Source organism: uncultured Flavobacterium sp., from assembly GCF_963974175.1.
In the GTDB taxonomy this organism is placed as follows: Bacteria; Bacteroidota; Bacteroidia; order Flavobacteriales; family Flavobacteriaceae; genus Flavobacterium.
The window spans coordinates 243,818-265,707 of the sequence record NZ_CAXBBR010000001.1 but is presented as its reverse complement, the minus strand read 5'-3'; the positions used below and the strand labels follow the sequence as shown (position 1 = coordinate 265,707).

21 protein-coding genes are annotated in these 21,890 nt (G+C 35.2%); 14 read left to right on the top strand and 7 right to left on the bottom strand.

The features are described 5' to 3' along the window. Positions 1 to 225 precede the first annotated feature (225 nt). Positions 226 to 2,034: a hypothetical protein gene (locus AAC069_RS01160; RefSeq protein WP_339918699.1), complete on the top strand. Its 1,809-nt coding sequence runs from the start codon at positions 226 to 228 to the stop codon at positions 2,032 to 2,034. A gap of 55 nt (positions 2,035 to 2,089) precedes the next feature. Here AAC069_RS01160 and AAC069_RS01155 read toward each other — a convergent pair whose 3' ends face one another. The 7 genes from AAC069_RS01155 to ric form a co-directional block, all read right to left on the bottom strand. Then, the gene (locus tag AAC069_RS01155; RefSeq protein WP_339918698.1) at positions 2,090 to 2,524 is read right to left on the bottom strand and encodes an Rrf2 family transcriptional regulator; all 435 of its coding nucleotides are present in this window, start codon (positions 2,522 to 2,524) and stop codon (positions 2,090 to 2,092) included. 44 nt (positions 2,525 to 2,568) lie between these two features. Then, positions 2,569 to 3,804, bottom strand: coding sequence for a hypothetical protein (locus AAC069_RS01150; RefSeq protein WP_339918697.1), 1,236 nt, complete (start codon positions 3,802 to 3,804; stop codon positions 2,569 to 2,571). Between the two features lie 116 nt (positions 3,805 to 3,920). Then, positions 3,921 to 4,385, bottom strand: a complete 465-nt coding sequence (locus tag AAC069_RS01145; protein ID WP_339918696.1) for a hemerythrin domain-containing protein — start codon at positions 4,383 to 4,385, stop codon at positions 3,921 to 3,923. 40 nt (positions 4,386 to 4,425) lie between these two features. Further along, the gene (locus AAC069_RS01140) at positions 4,426 to 5,142 is read right to left on the bottom strand and encodes an anaerobic ribonucleoside-triphosphate reductase activating protein (RefSeq protein WP_339918695.1); all 717 of its coding nucleotides are present in this window, start codon (positions 5,140 to 5,142) and stop codon (positions 4,426 to 4,428) included. Then, positions 5,096 to 5,263, bottom strand: coding sequence for an anaerobic ribonucleoside-triphosphate reductase (nrdD, locus tag AAC069_RS01135; RefSeq protein ID WP_339918694.1), 168 nt, complete (start codon positions 5,261 to 5,263; stop codon positions 5,096 to 5,098). Before nrdD ends, AAC069_RS01140 begins: the two co-directional genes overlap by 47 nt. Positions 5,264 to 5,380: 117 nt before the next feature. Then, positions 5,381 to 7,492: a ribonucleoside triphosphate reductase gene (locus AAC069_RS01130; RefSeq protein WP_339918693.1), complete on the bottom strand. Its 2,112-nt coding sequence runs from the start codon at positions 7,490 to 7,492 to the stop codon at positions 5,381 to 5,383. Positions 7,493 to 7,649: 157 nt separating this feature from the next. Beyond that, positions 7,650 to 8,378 (bottom strand): iron-sulfur cluster repair di-iron protein, encoded by a 729-nt coding sequence (ric, locus tag AAC069_RS01125; RefSeq protein ID WP_339918692.1) that lies wholly within the window; start codon positions 8,376 to 8,378, stop codon positions 7,650 to 7,652. A gap of 339 nt (positions 8,379 to 8,717) precedes the next feature. Between ric and AAC069_RS01120 the strand changes: the two genes are divergently transcribed. From AAC069_RS01120 to AAC069_RS01060, 13 genes are all read left to right on the top strand, one after another. Further along, entirely contained in the window at positions 8,718 to 9,149 is a 432-nt protein-coding gene (locus AAC069_RS01120; RefSeq protein WP_339918691.1) for a cytochrome c, read from the top strand. 111 nt (positions 9,150 to 9,260) lie between these two features. Then, positions 9,261 to 10,595: a cbb3-type cytochrome c oxidase subunit I gene (locus AAC069_RS01115; protein ID WP_187017805.1), complete on the top strand. Its 1,335-nt coding sequence runs from the start codon at positions 9,261 to 9,263 to the stop codon at positions 10,593 to 10,595. 408 nt (positions 10,596 to 11,003) lie between these two features. Then, positions 11,004 to 11,795, top strand: coding sequence for a CbbQ/NirQ/NorQ/GpvN family protein (locus AAC069_RS01110; protein WP_339918690.1), 792 nt, complete (start codon positions 11,004 to 11,006; stop codon positions 11,793 to 11,795). An 80-nt stretch (positions 11,796 to 11,875) separates the two neighbouring features. Beyond that, positions 11,876 to 13,651: a VWA domain-containing protein gene (locus tag AAC069_RS01105; protein WP_339918689.1), complete on the top strand. Its 1,776-nt coding sequence runs from the start codon at positions 11,876 to 11,878 to the stop codon at positions 13,649 to 13,651. A gap of 8 nt (positions 13,652 to 13,659) precedes the next feature. Beyond that, entirely contained in the window at positions 13,660 to 14,625 is a 966-nt protein-coding gene (locus AAC069_RS01100) for a PAS domain-containing protein (protein ID WP_339918688.1), read from the top strand. Positions 14,626 to 14,921: 296 nt separating this feature from the next. Beyond that, positions 14,922 to 15,503, top strand: coding sequence for a cytochrome c oxidase subunit 3 (locus tag AAC069_RS01095; protein ID WP_339918687.1), 582 nt, complete (start codon positions 14,922 to 14,924; stop codon positions 15,501 to 15,503). A 3-nt stretch (positions 15,504 to 15,506) separates the two neighbouring features. Next, entirely contained in the window at positions 15,507 to 15,749 is a 243-nt protein-coding gene (locus tag AAC069_RS01090) for a cytochrome C oxidase subunit IV family protein (protein ID WP_339918686.1), read from the top strand. Positions 15,750 to 15,861: 112 nt separating this feature from the next. Next, entirely contained in the window at positions 15,862 to 17,340 is a 1,479-nt protein-coding gene (gene nirK, locus AAC069_RS01085; RefSeq protein WP_339918685.1) for a copper-containing nitrite reductase, read from the top strand. Between the two features lie 39 nt (positions 17,341 to 17,379). Then, positions 17,380 to 17,757, top strand: a complete 378-nt coding sequence (locus tag AAC069_RS01080; protein ID WP_339918684.1) for a cytochrome c — start codon at positions 17,380 to 17,382, stop codon at positions 17,755 to 17,757. Between the two features lie 32 nt (positions 17,758 to 17,789). Continuing rightward, entirely contained in the window at positions 17,790 to 18,551 is a 762-nt protein-coding gene (locus AAC069_RS01075; protein ID WP_339918683.1) for a formylglycine-generating enzyme family protein, read from the top strand. A gap of 88 nt (positions 18,552 to 18,639) precedes the next feature. Beyond that, the gene (locus AAC069_RS01070; RefSeq protein ID WP_339919013.1) at positions 18,640 to 19,230 is read left to right on the top strand and encodes an SCO family protein; all 591 of its coding nucleotides are present in this window, start codon (positions 18,640 to 18,642) and stop codon (positions 19,228 to 19,230) included. Positions 19,231 to 19,237: 7 nt separating this feature from the next. After that, positions 19,238 to 20,497, top strand: coding sequence for an alginate export family protein (locus AAC069_RS01065; RefSeq protein ID WP_339918682.1), 1,260 nt, complete (start codon positions 19,238 to 19,240; stop codon positions 20,495 to 20,497). 177 nt (positions 20,498 to 20,674) lie between these two features. Continuing rightward, complete coding sequence (locus tag AAC069_RS01060) at positions 20,675 to 21,844, top strand: molybdopterin molybdotransferase MoeA (RefSeq protein WP_339918681.1); 1,170 nt, start codon at positions 20,675 to 20,677, stop codon at positions 21,842 to 21,844. The last annotated feature ends 46 nt before the right edge of the window (positions 21,845 to 21,890 follow it).

Sequence of the window (21,890 nt, the reverse complement as noted above, 5' to 3'; positions counted from 1 at the left end):
TATTTTTTATTTAAAAAAGAAGGTAACTTGCTTAAAATAAAATTGTTAATAACGAATTTATTTTAATTGATGTAAAAAGAATAAGTCAAATTCTCTTGTATTTTTTTATTCTTTTTTAGACGTAAAAGTAGGTTGATATAGGGTGGTTTAGTATGATAATTATCAGGTTTTAAACAGTTTGCTTTATCGAAATTTGTAATCTATTTGAACAAATAAATTTTACAGATGACAACAACAAAACCGTTACATACTTTCCATATCCCTGTAATGGGACTTGCCTACACGATAGACAGTCCTATTCGAGTGGCAAAGTATGGCATATCCTCTGTGATTTCGATCATAGACGATGATTTAATTGAAAAAATGAATGCCTTTTACAGCACTAAATTCAATTTGCCTTATCAAGAAATAACCCAAAAAATACACGATTATCGTGCAGAACGTGTTACTTCTTATTTGAATTTAGTAGACAAAATTGTAAAAGATAAATTCGAGAGCTTCAAAAACGAACTAACCGATAGTAAATTGGCTTTGGAGAACTACATTGCGATGTTGCCAAACAAGTCTGAGATAAAACTTGGCTTACAGCATCTAATTGATGAGGGTGTTGCTTTTAAAGATAACATTAAAAGTTTTCTTGAAAGCAATCTGACTGCTGGCGATATCGATGTCAATATCATGACTAAAGTAGACAAGGATAATTTCATTAAAGACGAGCAATTGCCAACGGAATTTAATGATGCTCATGCTTCTCTTCGTGGTTTTGCTAACAGTACTTTGACTTCATCAGTGGTACTTTCTGCAGGGATGAACCCGAGATTGTACAGCTATTTTGAAAATTTCGATGTCTTTTTTCCAGACGAAAACAATCAGCTCAACAAGAAAATTATCCTTAAAGTAAGCGATTTCAGATCGGCTATGATACAAGGTAATTTCTTGGCAAAAAAAGGACTTTGGGTTTCTGAATACAGAATCGAGTCGGGTTTGAATTGTGGAGGTCATGCCTTTGCAACTGACGGCTATTTGCTAGGTCCTATTTTAGAAGAATTCAAAGCAAAAAAAGAGCAATTGATCGCTTCGGCTCACGATTTAATGGTGAAAGCTTTAACTATTAAAGGAAAGCATATTCCTGAGCAACCATTGGAATTAAAAATCACCGTACAAGGCGGAGTGGGAACTGCTGAAGAGCATGACTTTTTATTAGACCATTACGCAGTGGATTCTGTGGGTTGGGGTTCCCCATTTTTATTAGTTCCAGAAGCGACTTCTGTGGATGAAGGAACACGTAAATTATTGGCCAACGCCAAAGAAGACGATTTGTATTTGAGTCATATTTCCCCATTAGGAATTCCTTTCAACACGTTGAGAGGTACGACAAACGAGATGCTCAAGCAAAAACGTATCCTAGAAAATAATGCAGGTAGTTCGTGTCCTAAAAAGTTTTTGGCGTTAAGCAAAGAATTTGGAGCAAAAGGAATTTGCTCCGCTTCCAAGAAATTCCAAGACTTAAAATTGGAAGAATTGGATGCTAAGAAAGAAACTTTGTCAACTGTAATGTTCGAAAACGCTAAAAACAAAATCACGGAGAAATCTTGTCTTTGTGTAGGTTTGGCAAACGCCTCTTATTTAGAGAATGATATGAAAATCAAAGGACAGGCTCAGGGTGTCGTGATATGTCCCGGACCTAATATGGCCTATTTCGATCAGGAAGTTTCCTTATCTAACATGGTGCAACACATTTACGGAAATGCTTCAGTGCTGACCGACACAAACCGTCCCAATATGTTTATCAAGGAATTAAAAATGTATGTAGATTATTTGAAGAATGAAATCGCCACAGTTTCCGAAGAGATTACTGCTGGCCAAATTAAAAAATGGAACTTATTCAAACACAATTTGGAAGAAGGAATCGGGTATTATCAAAATTTGTTTGTATCCACAACCGCTTCAATGGCTGATAATGCCAAGGCGCAATACTTACTTCATTTTTATAAAGAGGAATTATTTGGGATTAAAATTCCGCAATTGGCATAAATGAAAAAGTCGGCTTGAAATTTTTCAAGTCGACTTTTTTTAATCTTATTTTGTGTTAATACCTCAAGAAAGTATCACCCGATTTAATTCCCAGTGCAAGTTCCTCTAGATTGGTATTTTCGAGCATGAAAGTCAATTCATTTCTAATGATTTTAAATTTGTCATGAACAGGACAAGGATGTTCTTCAGAGCAGTGACTTAAGCCTAATCCGCAACCGGTAAAAACACGGTCACCATCAATCGCTGATACGATTTGTATGAGCTTGATTTGGCTCATACTTTTTTTAGGAATTTCAAAACCACCACCAACTCCTTTTATAGAATGGATAATATTATTTTTGGAAAGTATTTGTAAAATTTTGGCTGTAAAAGCTTCAGGAGAATCTATTTTTTGCGCAATGTCTTTCAATCCCACTCGGTTGTCTTGATACGATTGAGAAGCGATAAAAATAGTGGCACGAATGCCGTATTCACAGGTTTTTGAAAACATAATTTGTTTTTTTCAAAATTACGAAATAAGTTTTATTATAGGTATTAAATAGGATAGTTTTGGATACTAACTTGTTTTCTTTTTATATGACTCAATAAATTTCCCGTTATCATCAAAAGTCCCGTTGCTAATGGTACACTACCAATAAATAAACTTAGATAATAATTTGGAAGTATTCCCATGTCAAAATACAAATACAAACCTTGTAGAAATAACAAGATCTCGGTAGCTACAAAACCGATCAAGAAAATCTGGATTCCCCCTTTATGAAATGCGTTTTGAATATTTAAAAATTTATTTTGCAAAGCAAAGCCAAAAAGAAATCCAGTTATAATGCCAAGCATTGTAAGGTGAATATATCCAATAACAAAATTCCTAATTTGGTGTGACATCTGAGCCAATTCAGGTACTAAAACAACCAACTGTATACCGATTTTTAATACCAACGAAAACAATGCAAAACCATAAACTGTTTTTTCTAAAGAAGATAAAGCACCAAAAAACACTTGTAATTGTGATCTAGCGTTTTGAATAAAAAGTACAGCAGCAACCAATTGTAGCACTACACCAACAACATTTATCCAATAAAAAACAGGATTGGGGAGAAACCAACTTACAGGCAAAGCCAAAGTCATTATCGTTGCAATAACGAATAAGGTATAGAACAAACGAAATTTTTTCTCGTCAATTTTTAATTTTATTTGTTTGAAGAACAAGGCTAAAACAGCGAATAAAAACCAACCATTAAACTGAAAATGTAGAAAATACTGAATGCATATTTGATAAAAAGCACTCGATTTACCCAATAATCCAACTGCGGGCCCCAGACACCAAACTCCGAAAGTAGAGAAAACCATAAAAAGCAAAGCAGTACGCAACATTTTTTTTTCGGGGAAAGTAGCGGGTTTTGCGTCTTTCCAAATCAGCCGAACGAAATAGTAACTGCAAAAAATATGTAAAGTAGAAAAAAGGATAGAAATAAAAGCATAACCATGAGCGGGAAAATCGAGCATCATGCCAACCACAGCCAGTTCGGTAATCCAAAATAAGCGATTGAAAATCCGTTTTTCTTGTGTTGCTTTTGGAACAAAATTATAAACGATTAAACAGTACAACATCATATAAACCCAACCCAACATGGCCACGTGAGAATGGCCATGCATTAAAAACTGAAAATTCACGCCTTCAATAGGAGATACATACATCCAACGAAGGAGTAATCCCATCAACGAAGCAATGAAAAAGTTTGCAAAACAAATTACTATCCAATGTTTTTTCATAATCAATTTATAAAAGGAGCTCTGATTTTTTAAAGAAGTTTAAAATAAAAGCATTAAGATATTAAGGGTGTTAAGCCTTAACTTTTCTTAATTTCTTAATGGTAAAAATATAATTTTTATAACCAAAAAGTAGCTTCATCATTTTCGATAAAAGGCAATTTGGAATGGATTTCTTCAATTTTTGCCAATTGCTCAACGCTTGCTTTTAACTGAATTTCACCAAACAATACACGCTCTTCAAAACGAATGTGTGCGTCCAATTCTTTCTCAATAAAACTTAGGTTTTCTTTCAAATCTGTAGTTGCCGTAAATAAATCTGTAAGACGGCTATGTTCTGATAAAGCTTGTTGAATTAAGGGATTGTCATTCCCTAAAATCGTGAAAATATATTTTTCTTCTAATTCAAAATGAGGTTTTAAATGATTGTCAAAAAACCAATCGGTATACGATTTAATGCGTTCTAGGGGAACTTCTTTTTTTAAACCAGTGCGTATTTTCCAGCATAGTAATAAACCTTGATGATGGTCGTGGCTTAATGGTTGTAATTCAATTGCTCTTTTTAATGGTTTAGTATCGCTCATGACATGTTTTAATTAATGGTTTATAAATACAATGGAATAATCACCCTCTAAAATGTATTTTTATTTTTTCTGTCGAAAGGTTTTCTTTTTCTAATTCTTTAAAAGAATAGCCTAATTTTTCAATCGTAGTCGTTCCGTTTACGAAATGCTGAATGTAATAATTTCCAGTATATCCTGCTTTTTCCAAATAAAGTATCATTCGATGAATATCCTCTTTCTTTAATAAATCGGAATGTACCGTGGTACGAACTTCAAATGGCATTTTGCTTTCCAGCAATAAATGTAGTGACTTTTCGAAAGGGACAAAAAGATTCGATTGTGTTATTTTTTCGAAATTCTCTGGCATGGCCTTAAAATCAAGAGCTACATAGTCAATCAACTCTTTTTCGATTAATTCCTCAAGTACTTTCGGTTGCGAACCATTGGTGTCTATTTTGACCAAGAAACCCATTTTTTTGACATCTTCAATAAATAAAACACTTTTTTTGTGAAGTAAACATTCGCCTCCGCTAAAGACGACAGCATCTAGTAATTGTTTCCTGCTGTTCAAAAATTCTAAAGTTTTTTCGAAAGAAATACTGCCTTTCCCAAAAACAATTTCGGGATTATAGCAATATAAACACCGCATATTACAGCCTGCAAACCAAAGTATGCAAGCTGATTTATGTGGGTAATCTAGTAGGGTAAATGGAGTGATGCTATAAATGGGTTTAGCAACATTTTCCTTCTGTAAAATGGGTACGTTGTTTGTGTTCACCTTTTTTTCCTATGTTAAAACTTTCTACAGGTCTGTGATACCCCATTACGCGAGTATATACCAGGCATTTTGTTCTCAATTTTTGATTCTCTTCTAAAATCTGATTTGCTGATGTTTTCATAGCTATTTAGTTTAAAATTGTTTAATTTATTTGAGATTAATTATTTAAAGTTTTTAGATTATTGATGTAATAAAATTTCAGGTTAGTAGTTCAGCCTTAAACCTTAAACCTTAAACCTTAAACCTTAAACCTTAAACTTTTCCCCTTCTCTTCAATCAAAATTTCATCACATTTCGGGCAATATTCATGTTCGCCATTCAAATATCCATGTAGAGGACAAACGCTAAATACAGGAGTCACCGTGATATAAGGTAATTTGAAGTTGGAGATTACTTTTTTTACAAACTGCTTACACGCTTCAGGAGAACTGATTTTTTCACTCATATAAAGATGAAGCACGGTTCCACCAGTGTATTTGCATTGCAGTTGATCTTGCAACAGCAAAGCTTCAAAAGGATCTTGTGTAAAATCTACTGGAATTTGAGAGCTGTTGGTGTAATAAATATTCTCCTCCTGACCCGCCTGAATGATGTCGGCATAGCGCTTTTTGTCTTCCTTGGCAAAACGGTAGGTTGTCCCTTCGGCAGGAGTTGCTTCTAGATTATACAGATTTCCTGTTTCTTCTTGGAACTCTTTCATTCGGTTGCGAATGTGGTCCAAAATACCAGCTGCAAATTCAATCCCAGTGTCAGAAGCAATAGTATCTTCATTATTAGTAAAGTTCTGAATCATTTCGTTCATTCCGTTTACACCAATGGTCGAAAAGTGATTTCTAAAATGTTGCAAATAGCGCTTGGTGTAAGGGTACAATCCACGGTCATACATTTCTTGAACAAATACTCTTTTTTTCTCCAAAGTCGCTTTAGCAATAAATAAAAGATGATCTAGTTGTTGGTATAATGTTGCTTTGTCGCCTTTGTACAAATAACCTAAACGCGCCATGTTTACAGTTACAACACCAATACTTCCGGTCATTTCGGCACTTCCAAACAATCCATTGCCACGTTTCAATAATTCCCGTAAATCCAGTTGCAAACGACAACACATACTACGAACCGCATTGGGTTTATAGGCGTTTTCGTTTTCAATTTGGTTGCCATTTTCATCTAGAACATATTGACTTCCAATGAAATTTTGAAAATAAGATGAACCAATTTTGGCTGTATTTTCAAAAAGCAATTCGGTATTTTCACCATCCCAATCAAATTCTTCCGTAATATTTACTGTTGGAATAGGGAAGGTAAAGGGTTGTCCGTTGGCATCACCTTCGGTCATCACGGTGTAATAGGCTTTGTTGATAAGGTTCATTTCTTTTTGGAAATGTTCGTAGCGCAAGTCTGTTAGTTTGTTAACACCTCTTTCTTTGGCTCTAGCCAAAACAGTTTCACGATTATTATTTTCGAAAAAATGCAAATCATTTTTGGTCGGAATCTGGGTTTTCAAATCTTCGGGAACGACCCAGTCCAGAGTAATATTCGTAAAAGGCGATTGTCCCCAGCGAGCAGGAACATTCAAATTATACACAAAACTTCTAACAGCCTTCAGTACATCATCAAAATCCAAATCATCTGCAAAAACGTAAGGAGCTAAATAGGTGTCAAACGAACTAAAAGCTTGCGCACCTGCCCATTCGCTTTGCAAAATCCCAAGAAAATTGGCCATTTGCCCCAAAGCTTCTCTAAAATGAGAAGGAGCTTTGCTCTCGACACGTCCTCGAACTCCGTTGAAACCGTCGTTTAGTAAAACACGCAAACTCCAGCCAGCGCAATAACCCGTTAGGCAATCCAAGTCGTGAATATGAATGTCTCCATTTCGGTGTGCATAACCTTCTTCTTTGGTGTATACCTTATCTAACCAATAATTAGCAATCACTTTTCCAGCAACATTATTAACCAGTCCTGCGTTGGAATAGGAGGTGTTGGCATTGGCATTGATGCGCCAATCGGTTTGTTCGATATATTCTTCAATGGTTTGTGTACTATCTACATAAGTAGTGTCGTCGTTCAAACCGTTTACATGTTCTCTTTGTAGTTTTCGAGTGTGCCGAAACAACATAAACGAACGCATCACTTCAAAATAATTATTCTCAAAGAAAGCTTTTTCGATTAAATCCTGGATTTCCTCAACAGCCGAAAGTTCTTTGGTTTCGAGTATTTCACTAACACTATCAAAAACACTTTCATCAACAACTACAGAGACACTTTTGAAACTCTTTTCAATAGCATCTTTAATTTTAAAAGATTCAAACGGTTCGTATTTTCCATTTCTTTTGATAACGTAATTCTCCATAGTTGTTGTTGTTTAAGTTGCTAAGTGACTAAGTTTCTGAGTGAATGAGTTTTTTATGTTACTGACATAAAAATCAGAGTCTTATTAGCTTAATGTTTTGCTTTTTTTGAGTTTATTTTACTTAAAAGTGAGCAGCTTAGAAATTTAGAATCTTTTTTTACTGTTCTGCAAATGCTTTTTCTAAAGCAACTGCTTTTGGGAACAAAATGTTGTTTTCCAAATGGATGTGTTTGTGTAAATCTTGTTCAAATTCTTGTAGCATCGCAAAAGTTACTTTGTAGGTGTTACAAGCATCTGCTGGCGGAGTGTAATTGTTTGTTAATTCTACAATTTTAGCAAAACGATCTCCTTCTGCTTCGTGCTCAGCCATCATCATCGCAATCGGATTTTTAACGGTTCCAAAATGAGGTTGTGCAATTAATTCATCAGAAATTGATGCGGTAACCATTTTTTTAATGAAAGGAAACAACATCAATTCTTCTTTTTTCATGTGTTGTGCTAGTTCTCCTGCGCAACCTTTAAAAAGTTCATTGATTTCAAACAATTCAGGATGACTCGCTCCGTGAACTTTACATAATTTATCCAAAAATTGAAGTAGGGTAGGTGTTTTTTCCTCTACATAACGATGGTGTGTTTTTTCGATGTAATCAGCTAAAAGATCTAATGGCCATGCATTAAAATCGATTCCAGAATCACTTTTCGTATTCAAAATAGCATCAATTTCGATTTGTAAATCTGCGGGCTGTACTGCTTTTTTTTCGCAAACTTCATCTACAGTTCTATTTCCTTTGCAGCAAAAGTCAATGCCGTATTTTGAGAATAAAGCGGCTGTTCTAAAATCTTTTGCTACATATTCTCCAATTGTTATTTTTTCTAAAGTTTCCATATTGTTGTTTTTTATATTTATTTGATTAAGCAAATTTAGTAATTATTTTAAATAAAAGACAATTTTATCCGTAATTAAAATTAATTTTATAATTATCTAGTTAATAGGTGTATGTGTTATTATTAATGTTTTTAATTGAAGTAGTAATAGTAGTAGGCTCATAACGGATATAGCGTTCGAATGAAATTCAATTTGTAAAATGATATTTGAAAAAAGGATAAAATAAACTCAAAATAACAATAAAAGATAAAGTTATCTTTTATATCTTTGCGAAATAATAAAAGACAAAACTGTCCTTTATTTAAAATCAAATTATTTAATAACTAAAAACAGATTATTATGCTTTCAAAATCACAAGCACGAGCATTTTTTCTGGGAGGAACATTAGTCACCTTTTTAATCTTTATAGGATTGACTATTTATTCGTTTATGCCCAGAAATGATCAAACGCATTATGGCGAGATTACCAAAGAGGTAGTGAGGGGAAAAGAAATTTGGGAATCCAACAATTGTATGGGATGCCATAGTATTATGGGAGAAGGTGGTTATTACGCCCCTGAATTGACAAAAGTTTTAGATCGTCGAGGTGAAGGTTACGTCAAGGCCGTTTTAATGTCGCCAGTTCCATGGGCGCCAAGAGGACGAAAAATGGTGGCTTATAAAATGAGTGAAGCCGATGCCAATGCAATGGTCGCTTATTTTAAATGGATTGGAAAACTAGATTTGAATGGGTTTGAGCATGTGGTTTCGCCTTTAGCCAAACAAGAATAATTTAATAATAAAGGATATGAACTCGCCACTAACAAGAAGTTTGTTGAAAACAAACACCATTAAATAGAAGGCGATAGCATATTTGACCAATAACAAATAAATTTTACTAATATGAAATATAAATCACAAAAAGTAGCCTATTGGTTTTTTGCCCTGTGCATGCTACTCTTTTCCCTCCAAATCGTCTACGGTTTTATCATGGGATTTGACCGAATAGGAATACAAGGATTACACGAAATAATCCCTTTTAACGTAGCTCGTGCCGTACACACCAATTTACTGGTTGTCTGGTTGTTAACTGGCTTTATGGGAGCGGCTTATTACATCATCCCCGAAGAGGCGCAGCATGAATTAATAAGCGTCAAATGGGCTTATGTACAATTAATTTCCCTTGCCATAGTTGGTGTTGTAGCCATTGTAGGCTTTCACTTTAACCATTGGGAAGGACGAAAATTTCTAGAAATCCCTAGAGAATTAGACTATTTAGTAGTCGTTAATGTATTGCTTTTCTTATTCATAATTATAGGGACTTTATACAAAGGAAAACAAAAAACAACCACTGCCTTAGTTCTAGTAATGGGTTTATTCTTTGCTGCTTTACTCTATATCCCAGGAATGATTTGGTTTGATAGCCAAGTAATGGATTCATTCTTCCGCTGGTGGGTAGTTCACCTATGGGTTGAGGGTGTTTGGGAATTAATCATGGGAGGTATTTTATCTTTCTTATTAATCAAATTAACCGGAGTTGACAGAGAAGTAATCGAAAAATGGTTATACGTAATCGTAGGTTTGACATTCTTATCTGGAGTTTTAGGAACAGGTCACCATTATTACTACATCGGAGTAAATAAAATTTGGTTAGTAGTAGGTGGAATTTTCTCAGCCTTAGAGCCTTTAGCTTTCTTAGCCATGGCATTATTCGCTGTCAATATGTATAGAAAAGGAGAAAAAAGCCATCCAAACAAGATTGCTTTATTCTGGACAATTGGAGCCTCAATTGTTTCATTCATTGGAGCAGGTTTGTTAGGTTTTGCACACACATTACCGCAAACTAATTTATACACACACGGTACATTAGTTACAGCAATGCACGGTCACTACGCCTTCTGGGGTGCTTATGCCATGATTGTATTAGCCATTATTAGCTATGCACTTCCTAATTTAACAGGACGTAAACGATATGCAAGTACACAAGGAATGATGGCATTCTGGTTATCAAACATAGGAATGTTAGGAATGACCGTTGCCTTTGGAGTTGCGGGTGTAGTACAAGTATATTTAGAACGAAAAATGAAAATGGACTTTATGGTTGTACAAGACGAAATTGCAATTCACTTTGTTGTTTTACTGATCTGTGCCACGATGTTTACTACTGGAATTGTACTATTTATTTATGATTTCATAAAATACGGTACACCTACAGATGAAGCTTTAATTGAAGATTAAATTACTAATCTGAGTCTGATTAATAGACAGAGAAAAATGTTTTGCGCGTGACCCGCCGAAAAAAGCGGGTCCGGCTATCCGTTCTCGCTTTTTTTATCTTGCAAATAAGCAAGATAAAAAAGAGCTCCACTACACACGAGTGATAGCGAACTGGCGAAGCAATCCCTCAACTAGCATAGTAGTAAATCAAGATATTTTTGAATTAAGAGTAACGAGTTCAGATGGAGTTTTCAATCTGCAATCAAAAATCGTTAGTCAAAAATCTTATCTCTTTTTATTGTCAATTGGTCAAACTCAGTTTACTAATTCACTTTTTTTTAACCGAAACTTTTAATGCTATTTTTAGAGCTGCATATCCATAAAATAGTGTTTTAGGTTTCGGTTTTTTCATACTTAAAATAAAATAATATGTTAGTAGATATAGCGTTAGCGACACCTTATTACCAAGAAGCAGGTAAGGAAATAGCCGTTTTTAATCAAGCCTATAAAAACAAAGTCCCCTTTTTATTGAAAGGGCCTACCGGAACAGGAAAATCTCGTTTTGTAGAATTTATGGCACATCAGTTAGACAAAAAACTAATCACCATTAGTTGCCACGAAGAAACCTCATCCACTGATTTGATTGGTCGATTTATCATCAAAGGTGCCGAAACTGTCTGGCTTGATGGCCCATTAACTACGGCCGTAAAACAAGGTGCCATTATCTACCTCGATGAGGTAGCTGAAGCGCGCCCAGATGTAATCGTTGCCATTCATTCCTTGACAGACCACAGACGTGAATTGTTTATTGATAAACTAGGCGAAACGATAAAAGGGCATCCTGATTTTATGCTTGTCGCTTCTTTTAACCCAGGTTATCAAAGAGGTTTCAAAGAACTGAAACCATCGACACGTCAACGATTCATCGCCGTTTCTTTCGAATATCCAGAAGCGAAACTCGAAACAGAAATTTTGGTTAATGAAACTGATATTGACCTCGATACAGCGAAGAAATTAGTAGCTATAGGAAACAAAATCAGAAACTTAACCGAATTAGGTCTTACCGAAACCGTTTCCACTCGTTTACTAGTAAATGCCGCCAAGATTATTCAAAGCGGACACCCCAAAAGAGCGTCGGTTCACGTAGCAGTTGTAGAACCGTTAACAGACGATTTACAAACACTAGTTGCATTAAAAGATTTGTGCGATTTGATGATATAAAAGTTTAAGGTTCAAAGTTTAAAGTTTTAAATTGTTGTAAAACGGACTATTTTAAAACTAAAACTAAAAATTAAGAAAAAATGGGATTTGAATTAGACGAATATTTAGTAGGAAAATTTTTCAAGCAATTGAAAAAAAGCAGAAAAATTGATCCCAAAATTGTAGCTAGAACGGTACTATTAAACGATGTTAAACCACGTTTAACAATCTTGGCGCGCGCATTAACGGGCGATCCTATCGATATTTATCCTGCTGAAAGAGAAGGCGGTTATAAAAACAATAATTTTTTCCTTCCAATATCTTTTTCGGACTTAGAGACTACGAATGAGAATCTTACTTTCTATCTCTTTCGGGTGGTGTATCTGAGTATTCAAAAACGTTTGGAATTCAACTGGAAACCTTCTGAAAGTGCCCAATCATTAGAACTTTCACAACAAAAAGCATTAGAGACATCCGAAGAAATTTTATCCATTTTATTCACCGAATTTTCTATTGATGCCGATTTCCATTCGAAAGTAAAAAATCATTTCACTCAAAAAGCAACCGATAAGGTTGCCACCGATTATTCTTGGTTATACGGTAAATGGATGCAAAATGAAATCGAGTTAAACAGTGATAAAAAGCTAGAGAATTTTTCGGATAAAACAAAAAAAGGAAACGAGCCGCAACCTACAACAACTTTGAAAGCAACTGCTGTAGAAGAAGTAATAACAGTTGAATTAGACAAAAAACAACAAGAAGATTATGTGATGCTGCATAATTTTGAAAAGGTAGAAACTGCCGAAGAGTTCAACGGTGTTTGGCGTGATTTTGATGGTTCAGATGAATTAGAGGAACATCAAGACGCGTTAGAAGAGTTGAGCATGAAATACACCGTGCGAGTTGATGATACGGCACATTCGGTTTATCAAGCAGATTTTGTTGAAAACACCACCATTTCCGAGAGTGCCGAGGTAGATGCCAAAGGTTTTCATATTAAGTATGACGAATGGGATTTTGACAAACGCAATTACAAAGACGATTTCTGTAAAGTCTACCCCAAATCACAGCTTAAAATAGATGCCAATTATTATAAAAATACAATTACAAAGAACGCTGCAACCTTAATGGGTTTGCGCAAAATGTTGACGAGCGTTAACAATAAAATGCAGCAACAAAAACGTCAAAATCAAGGAGAAGAATTTGATCTTGATGCGTTAACAGATTTATATGTAGATGTTCATTCTAAACGCACACCGTCTGAGAATGTTTATATTTCGAATAGAAAAAAAGACAAAGATTTATCGATTCTTCTGCTTTTGGATATCAGTCTTTCCAGCGACAGCTATGCAGCAGGAAACCGGGTGATTGATGTCGAAAAAGAAGTTTCTATTCTTTTTGGAGAAATGCTGAATGAATTCAATATTGACTTTTCGATTGATAGTTTTTATTCTAAAACGCGTAACTATTCGACCTACTTAACGGTTAAGGATTTTGACGAAAAATGGGACGTAGCTAAGCATAAAATTGGAGCCATTGAGCCAAGCGGATATACTCGAATTGGTGCTGCTTTGCGACATGCCGGCGCACGATTGGACAGCAGAAGCACCAAAAACAAATGGGTTATTCTAATCACTGACGGAAAACCAAATGATTACGATAAATACGAAGGTAAATACGGTATTAATGATGTGAAGCAAGCACTTCGAGAACTCAATGGAAGGAATATTAATTCCTATGCGTTAGCCATTGAAGCTCAGGCAAAATATTATCTACCACAAATGTTTGGGCAAAATCACTACCAAATTTTAACGACTCCTGTTGAGTTGTTGCAATCCTTGGTGAAATTGTACGAAAAAATTAAACATCAAAAATAATTAATGCGATGAATGAAGTATCAAATACTACGGCACTTCCAGAAGGACACCCAATTTCGGTTTACTTTCAGGAAAAGGAAATTATAAACACACTGTTAACAGAATTAGCAGCAGTAAATCCAGGGGAAGAATTACAGAAATACACTAATATTTTCAATCAATTACACACAATTGAGAAACGATTTGCACGCAAAGAAAATCAACTTTTTTCGTTTTTGGAGCTAAAAGGTTGGGTAGGGCCATCACAAGGAATGTGGTCTTTTCATGATAATTTGAGAGAACAATTTAAAATTTTACGTCAGCATATCGATACAAGGGATTTCGAAAAAATTAAGGAGAATGCTCCGTTTTTAATTAATGGAATTTACCGATTATTGGAGGTTGAAGAAATTGTTTTATTCCCCAATGCCTTAGACCTATTGACCGAAAAAGATTGGATTACCATGCGTGAAGGCGAAGAAGAAATTGGATGGATGCTGTCACAACCACCTGTTCCATATCCAGCGGTTGCTTATGTTCACCCAAGTGAAGATTTTATGGTAAGGGAAATGCCTTTCTCTTTAGAAAACACTTCTCATTATGACGAAGGACATATGACGGTAGAACAAGTGAACTTATTGTTCAGAACCCTGCCTTTGGATCTTACTTATGTGGATGAAAACGACAAAGTTATTTTTTACAATAGGGGTGAAGAACGTGTTTTTCCTCGAAGTGCTGGAATCATTGGTCGTGAGGTAAAATTTTGTCATCCGCCCAAAAGTGTAGGAACCGTTCTTAAAATTTTGGAAGAATTTAGAAAAGGCACCAAAAGCGAATCCTCGTTTTGGATTAACTTCAAAGATCGCTTAATCTACATACGTTATTTTGCAGTTAGAGACGCCAATAAAAATTACAAAGGAGTCATAGAAATGTCTCAGGACATCACCGATATCAAGAAAATTGAAGGTGAAAAACGACTACTGGACTGGGAATAGTTTAAATAATAAAGAGCCATTTTTCCTGACCCCCTCTTTGCTTCAAATGGATTCCAACTTCTAATAGGTGAAGGGTACGTTTATAATATTAGGATAATGTAAAATCAATAGGATGTACCCAAAAGTCAAAATAAAAGTCCAAAGCGAGCAACTATTGTTTGTTTTGTTTCCGTTTTTTATCATGATGTTTTTCGGTTTTATTTTTTTCGAAAATAATAAAGCCAAGACTAATTTTCATGAAATAAAAACGTCAAACCGAATAGTTTCGGAAACCAAATCTGAAAATAAAAACTAAAATGAACACATTAAAAATCGATTACAAAAACATCTTTTATCCGCCCGGAGGGATTTTGATGTGGATTATCATTTATCTGGAATTAATAACTTTCGGAATGGCATTAATTGCCTTTGTTTATTATGGACACCAAGAGCCAGAAGTATTTCATCAATCCCGTTTACAACTCAATAGTGCTTTTGGTGCTATTAACACTATTTTCTTATTGACTAGTGGTTTTTTTATGGCAACTGCTGTACACCAATTTAAGGAAAAAAATATTGCAAAATCATCTTTTTATTTTAAGCTAACTATGCTTGGTGGTTTGTTATTTCTACTTTTAAAAAGTGTAGAATATTACCATAAAATTGAATCTGGAATTACATTAGAAACAAATGTTTTCTTTAGTTTTTATTGGTTGCTTACTGCTTTTCACTTGATCCATGTTATTATGGGGTTGGTAATTTTGATTTGGACAAACTACGGGATGACTAAGGAAAATTCGGATACAGCTGTTGAAGACATTGAAGCCTGTGCCGCTTTCTGGCATATGTGTGATTTGATTTGGCTGCTACTTTTTCCAACTCTTTATTTAATCTTTTAAGAAATGAAAAAATCACTATTAGTTACTTATGGATTGTTGATTGTATTGACTATAACTACTGCTTTAATTTCAAATTCAACTTCATTTTCGAATGTAGCGGTCGCTTTGATAATGGGACTTTCAGGTATTAAATTCTTATTGGTGGCTTTTCAATTTATGGAATTAAAAAAGGCAAATTCGGCTTGGAAATACACTTTGATTATTGTTTTAGCACTGATAATTTCGCTGGTATTATTAATTTCTTAAGACCCTTAAAATAAAGTTAAAAACATGACTTTTATCATAATAAAAGATGTTTTTATCCTTTAATTTTGAAATAAGAATACGAAGCGAAAATAAAACCCAAAAAGATCATATTATGTATAACATTAAACAACAGACAAAGAATACTATTGTATTAGTAGCTCTTGCTTTAGGACTTTTTTCTTGTGGTAAAACAGAAGAGAAAGATGCTAAATATTATGAAAGTATAAAAGTAGAGGGGCAGCAAGTCGCTGAGCTTACTGCACCACCATTTGTTCCAAAACCAGTAGGTGATCGAGCGGCAAAAAAGCTGATCGTGAACATGGAGATTAAGGAGCAAGAAGGCGAAATGGTTGATGGGGTGAAATATACCTATTGGACATTTGGAGGATCAGTTCCGGGTAGTTTTATTAGAACTAGAGTTGGGGATGAGGTAGAATTTCATTTGAAAAACCATCCAGACAACAAAATGCCGCACAATATCGATTTACATGCGGTGACTGGGCCAGGGGGAGGAGCTACTTCGTCACTTGTTGCACCAGGACACGAAAAAGTGTTTAATTTCAAAACATTGCTTCCTGGATTGTATGTGTACCATTGTGCAACAGCGCCTGTAGGAATGCACATCGCAAACGGAATGTATGGTTTGATTTTGGTGGAGCCAGAAGGTGGTTTGCCTCCAGTAGACAAAGAATACTACATCATGCAAGGAGATTTTTATACTAAAGGAGCTTATGGAGAACAAGGGCACCAAGCTTTTGATATGGATAAAGCGATTAAAGAAACTCCTGATTATGTAGTGTTTAATGGAAAAGTAGGAGCTTTGACTGGCGAAAAAGCATTAACAGCTAAAAAAGGAGAAACAGTACGTATTTTTATGGGTAACGGTGGACCTAACTTAGTGTCTTCTTTTCACGCCATTGGTGAAATCTTTGACAAAGTACATATTGAAGGTGGTGAACTAATTAATAAAAATGTGCAAACCACTTTAATTCCTGCAGGTGGTGCCGTTATAGTTGAACTTAAAGTAGAAGTTCCCGGAACATTTATATTAGTTGATCACTCGATTTTTAGAGCTTTTAACAAAGGAGCTTTAGGGATGTTGAAAGTAGAAGGTGAAGAGAATAAAAAAGTATATTCAGGAACAATACAAGAAGGAATTTATTTGCCTGAAGGTGGAACGGTCCAAAATATGCCAAAAGTAGCTGGAAAAGAAAAACCTACGGTTGCTAAAACAGTTGCGCAACAAGTTAGCGCGGGTAGAGAGTTGTATGGAAGAACATGTTTTGCTTGTCACCAACAAGAAGGACAAGGTGTTCCAAATGCGTTCCCTCCATTAGCCAAATCTGATTTCTTGAATGCAAACCCAGATAGAGCGATTGGTGCTGTGTTACGCGGATTGAGTGGTGAAGTTACTGTGAATGGTAAAAAATTCAATAATGTAATGACGAGTCAAAACTTGACTGATGAAGAAGTTGCTGATGTGTTAACTTATGTATACAACAGTTGGGGAAATAATAAAACGGTGATCAGTCCTGCCAAAGTAAAAGCTATTAGAGCGACACCAGCTCCAAAAGCGAAAGACAGCCATTAAGAATAAGCAAAATAGTTACAACAATAAATTAATAACAAGATGAAAAAGTATGTTTTTACAATCGCAATGTTGACAGTGGCTTTACAAGGATTTAGCCAAAGTGCGGCCAAAGGAAAAGGAGTTTATGATAAGGTTTGTATTGCTTGTCATCAAGCTACTGGATTAGGAATTCCGGGTGCTTTCCCTCCATTGGCTAAATCAGATTACCTGAATAAAGATGCAAATCGGGCTATTAAAGGTGTTGTAAAAGGCCTTACCGGAGCAATTATTGTAAATGGTAAAAAGTTTAACAGTGCCATGCCTGCTCAAACATTAAGCGACCAACAAATAGCGGATGTGTTTACTTATGTTTATGCCAATTGGGGTAATAACAAAACGGTGGTAACAGTAGCAATGGTAAAAGCCCAAAGAAAATAATTACAACTAAAATGAAACTTGCCGTGTCAAATATGAAACGATTTTTGCCAATATTTTTATTTCTTATAACAGCATCGCTATGGTCTCAAGTTGTTAAAATGGTTGCTATAGAAAGGGGGACTTTTGTTCCCCTCTATGGTGCTACAAGTAAAGAACCAGTAGAAGTAAAAGCTTTTTACCTTGATGTTTATCCTGTAACAAATGCACAATATTTAGCATTTCTAAAAAAATACCCAGGAAATACGCGTTCTAAAATAAAAGGACTTTTTGCTGATAAAAGCTACCTGTCTCATTGGGCTAGTGATTTTAATTATGGCAAGGGAAATTTAAGCAATGCACCGGTTACAAATGTTTCCTGGTTTGCCGCCAAGAAATACTGCGAATGTCAAGGCGAACGATTGCCTACTATGGACGAATGGGAATATGTAGCCATGGCCGATGAAAAAAGAATCGATGCGCGTACTAAGGAAAGCTTCAATAAATACATTATGTCGTGGTATGAAAAGCCAAATACTTATGCTAATCCTGTAGGTGAAACATTTAAAAACTATTGGGGTGTTTATGATATGCATGGATTAGTTTGGGAATGGACTGGAGACTTCAATAGTATCTTTCTTTCTGGGGAATCTAGAAAAGACAAGGATACAGATAAGAATTTATTTTGCGGAAGCGCCTCTATCAATGCCACTGATTTGATGAATTATGCCGCTTTTATGCGTTATGCTTTTCGAGGAAGTTTAAAAGCAAGTTATACCACTAAAAACCTAGGTTTCCGTTGTGCTAAGGATAAATAACCGTTTCAAAAACAATTCAAATTTTAAAGAAATGAAATTAATTAGTAAATTAAGTATTAGTTTAAAACTAGTTTTAGGTTTAACCGTAATGCTGATGTCGCTTCAATCGTGCAATAAAAAAAAGGAAGAAAATAAATCGGGAGAGAATGCAACTGAAAAACCAGCTGCTAAACCTATTTCAGATTTATCAATCTATAATTTGCCATCAAAATGGACTACTCAAGATAACAAGAATATCGAGATGGTAGATCTAAAGGGAAAAGTGCTTGTAATGGTAATGATTTACACTTCTTGTAAGTCGGCTTGCCCAAGATTAGTAGCTGATATGCGAAATATAGAATCTCATTTACCTGATAATATTAAGAAAAACGTCAAGCTTGTCTTAGTTAGTATCGACCCAGAGGTTGACACTCCCAAAAAATTAAAAGCTTTTTCTATAGAAAATAAAATGGAGGGGGAGCAATGGTTATTCTTGCGCTCAACGGAAGAAAACACTCGTGAATTTGCAGCAGTATTAGCGGTAAATTACAAAAAAATATCACCGATGGATTTTTCACATTCGAACATTATTAGTGTTTTTAATGCCGAAGGAGAACTAGCATTTCAGCAAGAAGGTATTGGTGTAAATTCGGATGAAACCATAAAAAAAATAACAGAAGAAGCTGAAAAGCTAAATTAAATATTACATGAAAACATTTAAAAAAATAAGTTTGTCAGTGCTAGGGATGATGAGTCTAACGACTTTTGCTCAGGAATTCGACGCCAACCTTCAATTGAGACCTCGTTATGAATATCGAAATGGATTTAAAAGCTTAATTAAAGATTCCGAAGATGCAACATCATTTGTATCGCAACGTTCTCGTTTAATTTTGAACTTCAAACAAGACAAGTTAAAAACTAAATTAAGCCTGCAAAACATACGTACTTGGGGCGATGTAGCTACCACAACCACAGCTGATAAAAATGCAATTGCGGTATTCGAAGGTTGGGCACAATATGATTTTGATGCCAATTGGAGTGCACGTTTAGGGCGTCAGGTAATTTCTTATGACAACCAGCGCATTTTAGGAGAAATTGACTGGTTGCAACAAGGACAAAGTCATGATGCAGCAGTAATCTCTTTTCATCCAAAAAATAATCAGTTGGACTTAGGGTTTGCATTAAATGCCGATAAAGAAAATTTAGTAGCGCCAACTACGCCTTACACTACCAATTATAAATCCATGCAATACGCTTGGTATCATACTGCATTTAGCAAATTAAACATGAGTTTGTTATTGCTAAATACAGGTTATGAATATGCAAAAACAGTTACCGACTTAAAAGTAGATTACAAACAAACCTTTGGAACCTACCTTTCTTACAAAGAAAATAAATGGGATACAAACCTAAGTTTATATGCGCAAACAGGTAAAAGTAGTGGTCAAGATGTAAGCGCTTTCAATGCGGGTGCTTATTTAGGCTATGCTGTTACGCCTAAGTTTAAAGCAGCGTTGGGTTATGAATTCCTTTCTGGAAAAGATCAAAATGACACCAGCACTGATTTTAAATCTTTCACACCTCTTTTTGGAACTAATCATGGCTTCAATGGTTTGATGGATTATTTCTACGTAGGCAATCACATAAATAGCGTCGGATTACAAGATGCATATTTAAAACTAAATTACACCCAAAACAAATGGCAGTTTAATTTAATTCCGCACGTATTCTCAGCTCCAAATACGGTTTTGGATGCTTCCAATGCAAAAATGGACAGCTATTTAGGAACAGAACTTGACTTCACAACTAGTTACGCAGTACAAAAAGACATTACAGCTTCAGCAGGATATTCTCAAATGTTTGGTTCAACAACATTAGAGCGACTAAAAGGAGGAAACGCTAGCAATACAAACAACTGGGTTTGGGTTATGGTTTCATTTAGTCCTAGAATCTTCGCTACAAAATAGTTAGGTTTAGGTTTATTAGTTCGAAAAAGACTGTGTTTGGTTTCACAGTCTTTTTCATTTTTAATAATGATGAGGCTACGCTTTTACGCAATTGCTAAAAAGCACAATTAATAAATAGAACCCGATTGATAAGTCAATTCCGTATCGTATTTTTGGATTCAATTAAAAAATTAAAACATGGTTTCAGTACAAGAGGCATTTTCGATACTAAAAAACAAGTTACCCGAACCAAAGGAAGTAGAATATCTTTTGTCAAAAGTTCGTAAACATGTTTTATCACAATCTTTGTATTCTCCTATAAATATGCCCCCGTTTCGGCAATCAGCGATGGATGGTTTTGCTCTAAATTTTCACGATAGTTTCAATTATGAAATTATTGGGGAGATAAAAGCAGGAGATAGCCATCAAGTGCAATTACTACCCGGACAAGCAGTCAAAATATTTACAGGAGCAGCAGTTCCTGACTCGGCTTCAGCGGTGATCCAAATCGAAAAAGTTACGGTTAAAGAGCATATTTTAAAACTAGAAGAACATCCAAAATTAAGTTCAAATATCCGTCCAATTGGCGAACAAAATGCCAAAGGGGATCTGGCTCTTGAAAAAGGTTCGGTACTTAATGCCGCAGCCATTGGGTTTATAGCAGGTTTGGGATTTACCAAAGTAAAAGTGTATCAAAAACCCGCAATAGGAATTCTGATCACAGGTAACGAATTGGTAAAACCCGGAAATCCATTAGAATACGGAAAAGTGTATGAAAGTAACGGAATTATGCTAGAGTCGGCTCTAAAAGAGGCGTTTTACGATACCGTTACCTTGTATGAAGTAAACGATAATTTCGAAAACACTAAAAACAAAATACAGCAAGCCTTATCCGAAAATGATGTGGTACTAGTTTCTGGCGGAATATCAGTAGGAGATTATGATTTTGTAGCGCAGGCTTTAAAAGAACTAGAGGTGGAAACCTTATTTTATAAAGTAAATCAAAAACCTGGAAAACCTTTATTTGCGGGCAGACTAAAAGATAAAATGGTATTTGCTTTGCCGGGAAACCCAGGAGCTTGTTTAACTTGTTTTTATGTGTATGTGTTGCCTACACTAACCATTCTTTCGGGAAAACCAACAAACTTCAATCAAACTGATCGCAAAACAATCAGCCATGATTTTAGCGTGAATAACAGCCGTTGTCAATTTCTAAAAGCCAATGTTGTGGGTGATGCTGTTACGATCTTATCACATCAAGCTTCCTCGATGCTGAACTCGTTTTCGGTTGCCAATAGTCTCGTTTTTGTGTCTGATGGTAATTACGAAATCGTTAAAGGTTCACAAGTTGACATTTATCATATATAATTGATACTTCTTTTCGTTATATTTGTAAAAGTATAACGAACGTATT